Annotated in this window: 2 protein-coding genes and 1 tRNA gene; all 3 read right to left on the reverse strand. The window is 69.4% G+C overall.

Annotation, left to right across the window (positions count from 1 at the left end):
- Window positions 1-118: 118 nt before the first annotated feature.
- The 3 genes from ETD96_RS42305 to gyrA all read right to left on the reverse strand — a co-directional run bounded on the left by ETD96_RS42305 (window position 119) and on the right by gyrA (window position 3,782).
- Window positions 119-192 (reverse strand) — tRNA-Ile (locus tag ETD96_RS42305).
- Between the two features lie 92 nt (window positions 193-284).
- Window positions 285-1,217 (reverse strand): DUF3566 domain-containing protein, encoded by a 933-nt coding sequence (locus ETD96_RS42310; protein WP_240808618.1) that lies wholly within the window; start codon window positions 1,215-1,217, stop codon window positions 285-287.
- A gap of 42 nt (window positions 1,218-1,259) precedes the next feature.
- On the reverse strand, window positions 1,260-3,782 hold the full coding sequence (gyrA, locus tag ETD96_RS42315) for a DNA gyrase subunit A (RefSeq protein ID WP_138642106.1): 2,523 nt from the start codon (window positions 3,780-3,782) through the stop codon (window positions 1,260-1,262).
- Window positions 3,783-3,901 lie beyond the last annotated feature (119 nt).

A 3,901-nucleotide genomic window follows, 5' to 3' on the forward strand; every position in this document is an offset into this window, starting at 1 on the left:
GCGTGGGGGCGAAGCCCCCACACCGGGGGTCTGGGGGTCGCCCCCCCAGGCAAAAACGACGAAGGAGTGACGGGGAAGGAGCCCCAAGGCTCCGACCACGTCACTCCCAACTCCGAAGTGGGCCTAGGTGGACTTGAACCACCGGCCTCATCCTTATCAGGGATGCGCTCTAACCGACTGAGCTATAGGCCCGGAGTGTGCCGCCGCCCCTGGCGGCGCAACGAGAGGTTACCCCATCTGGGCGGACAACCGGAAATCGATTGCCGGGCGGCGGCGGGGTGGGGCTACTCGGCCTCCTTGAGGGTGACCTCGACGCCGCCCACCAGGTCGGCGGCGAGGTTGTAGATGACGGAGCCGACCGTGGAGAGCGCCGTGATGAGCATGACGTTCAGGGCGCCCACGAGGACGGTGTAGCCGAAGACGCGGAAGAAGGAGAACCAGCTGCCGGCGTCGACGCTGCCGGTGGTCTCGCCCTGCTCCTTGGTGAGGCTGTTGATCGTGTCGCTGATGGCGTCGAACACGCCGAGGCCGGACAGGATCGTGTAGAGGACGATCACGGCGACGAGGAGGACGACGAAGCAGACCAGCGACATGACGAAGCTGAACTTCATCACCGACCACGGTTCGAGCCGGGCGAGCTGGAGCTGGGCCTTGCGGGCCGGCTTGCCGTTGGCGGGCTTGGCCGAGTTCGCCGGCGCGACGGACGTCGAGGCGGCGGGACGGTCCTTGAGGACGGTGCCGGCGAAGCCGCCGCGGGCGGAGCCGCCCGCGGCGGGAGCGGAGGGCCCGGAGGAGGCCGGGCCGGAGGAGGAGTTGAACGGCTTGCCGGCGGGCTCCGTACGTCCTGCCGAGACCGATCCGGACGGCTCGGCGGGCTTGGCCCAGCCCGCCGAGCCGGAGGAGGACTTCGGCGCCGGGTCGGACGTGTCGTCCGCGGCGTCCTTGACCGGGGCGATCTCGGGGGTCTCGGCGTCCTTCTCCTCGATCTTCGCGAGGTCGATCCTGGTCGTGTCCGCGCCCGAGCCGCCCGAGCCGCCCGCGGACGCCTCGCGGTCGATGTCGACGGTCGTCTCGTCCCGCCCGGACTTGGCGGCGGAGACGCTCTTGGCCGGCTTCTTCCCGGACTTGCCCGACCCGGATTCGGCGGCCGGTTTCTTACCGGCGCCGTCCGCTTCCGGGCCTGACCCGCCCTTGTTCTTGCCGGGCTCGGTGCTCACGTGTCCTCCTGGCCTAGCGGCTCGGTGACGATGCAGGATACGTCACTCACCGTCGCCCCCTTCGGCGTCGTCGGCGTCCTCGGCGTCCTCGGCGTCCTCGATGGACTCGACGTTCCTCGCGATCGCCACGACGCTGTCGCCGTCCGCGAGGTTCATCAGGCGGACGCCCATGGTCTGCCTGCCGGACTGCTTGATCTCGGCGGCGGTGGTGCGGATCACGCCGCCGTTCGACGTCATCGCGAACACCTCGTCGTCGGGGCCGACCATCAGTGCCCCTACCAACATGCCCCGCGCCTCCACGATCTTAGCGGTGAGGACGCCCTTACCCCCACGTCCCTGAAGGGGGTATTGGTCGACCGGAGTCCGCTTGGCGTAGCCGCCCTCGGTGGCCACCAGGACGTCGTCGGAGCCGTTCTTGACGACGAGCATGTTGAGGACCTCCTGGTCCTCCTCGAAACGCATGCCGATGACGCCGGACGTGGCGCGTCCCATCGGCCGGAGCGACTCGTCGTCGGCGCGGAACCGGATCGCCTGCGCGCCGGTGGAGACCATCAGCAGGTTGTCGTCGGAGGACACCAGCCGCGCGGCGATCACCTCGTCGTCGTCGACGAGGTTGATGGCGATGATGCCGCCGGTGCGGGGCGAGTCGAAGTCGCGCAGGGCGGTCTTCTTGACGCGGCCCTTCTTCGTGCCGATCACCAGGTACGGGGCGACGTCGTAGTCGCGCAGGTCCATGACCTGGGCGATGTGCTCGTCCGGCTGGAAGGCCAGCAGGTTCGCCACGTGCTGGCCGCGCGAGTCGCGGCCCGAGTCGGGCAGCTCGTAGGCCTTGGCGCGGTACACGCGGCCCTTGTTGGTGAAGAACAGTATCCAGTTGTGCGTCGAGGTGACGAAGAACTGGTCGACGATGTCGTCCTGCTTCAGCTGCGCGCCGCGGACGCCCTTGCCGCCGCGCCGCTGCGCCCGGTACTGGTCGGTGCGGGTGCGCTTGGCGTAGCCGCCGCGGGTGATCGTGACGACGACGTCCTCTTCGGCGATGAGGTCCTCGTAGGACACGTCCCCGTCGAACGGGACGATCTCGGTGCGCCGGTCGTCGCCGAACTTCTCCACGATCGGGGCGAGCTCGTCGCCGACGATCTGCCGCTGCCGCTCGGGCGAGGCCAGGATGTCGTTGTAGTCGGCGATCTCCGCCATGAGCTTGTCGTACTCGTCGGTGATCTGCTGCCGCTCCAGGGCGGCGAGCTTGCGCAGCTGCATGTCGAGGATGGCCTGCGCCTGGATCTCGTCGATCTCCAGCAGGTTCATCAGGCCCTGCTGCGCCTCCGACGCCGACGGCGAGCGGCGGATGAGGGCGATGACCTCGTCGATCCGGTCGAGGGCCTTCAGCAGGGCGCGCAGGATGTGGGCGCGCTCCTCGGCCTTGCGGAGCAGGAACCGGGTGCGGCGGACGATGACGTCGATCTGGTGCGCGACCCAGTGCCGGACGAACTGGTCGACGCGCAGGGTGCGCGGCACGCCGTCGACCAGCGCGAGCATGTTCGCGCCGAACGTCTCCTGCAGCTGCGTGTGCTTGTAGAGGTTGTTCAGGACGACCTTGGCGACGGCGTCCCGCTTGAGGACGATGACGAGCCGCTGCCCGGTGCGGCCGGACGTCTCGTCGCGGACGTCGGCGATGCCGTCCAGCTTGCCGTCCTTCACCAGGTCGGCAATCTTCAGGGCGAGGTTGTCCGGGTTGACCTGGTACGGGAGTTCGGTGACGACGAGGCAGGTGCGGCCCTGGATCTCCTCGACCTCGACGACGGCCCGCATCGTGATGGAGCCGCGGCCGGTGCGGTACGCCTCCTCGATGCCCTTGCGGCCGACGATGAGGCCGGCGGTGGGGAAGTCGGGGCCCTTGATCCGCTCGATCAGCGCCTCGAGCAGCTCGTCGTCGGACGCGCCGTAGTTCTCCAGGTACCAGCGGACGCCGTCGGCGACCTCGCGCAGGTTGTGCGGCGGGATGTTGGTCGCCATCCCCACCGCGATGCCGGCGGACCCGTTGACCAGCAGGTTCGGGTACCGGGACGGCAGGACGTCCGGCTCCTGGGAGCGGCCGTCGTAGTTGGGGGAGAAGTCGACGGTCTCCTTGTCGATGTCGCGCAGCAGCTCCATCGCCAGGGGCGCCATGCGGCACTCGGTGTACCGCATGGCCGCGGCGGGGTCGTTGCCGCGCGAACCGAAGTTGCCGTTGCCGTCGACCAGCGGGTACCGCATCGACCAGGGCTGCGCCAGCCGGACCAGCGCGTCGTAGATGGCGGAGTCGCCGTGCGGGTGGTAGTTCCCCATGACGTCGCCGACGACGCGGGCGCACTTGAAGTAGCCGCGGTCGGGCCGGTAGCCGCCGTCGTACATCGCGTACAGGACGCGGCGGTGGACGGGCTTGAGGCCGTCCCGTACCTCGGGCAGCGCGCGCGCCACGATGACCGACATCGCGTAGTCGAGGTAGCTCTTCTGCATCTCGACCTGGATGTCGACCGGCTCGATCCGTTCGCCGGGGTGGCCGCCCTCTGTGGTCACGTCCGTCACTGTGAAGACCTCTTCTGCTCGATGGGAAGGAAGTACGTCCGCCTGCGGGGCCCGGGCCGGTGGGAGTCGCGGGAGCCGTGGAACTCGCGGTCGGGCGCGTCAGGCGCGGGGCCCGGGCG

The organism is Actinomadura geliboluensis (assembly GCF_005889745.1).
In the GTDB taxonomy this organism is placed as follows: domain Bacteria; phylum Actinomycetota; class Actinomycetes; order Streptosporangiales; family Streptosporangiaceae; genus Spirillospora; species Spirillospora geliboluensis.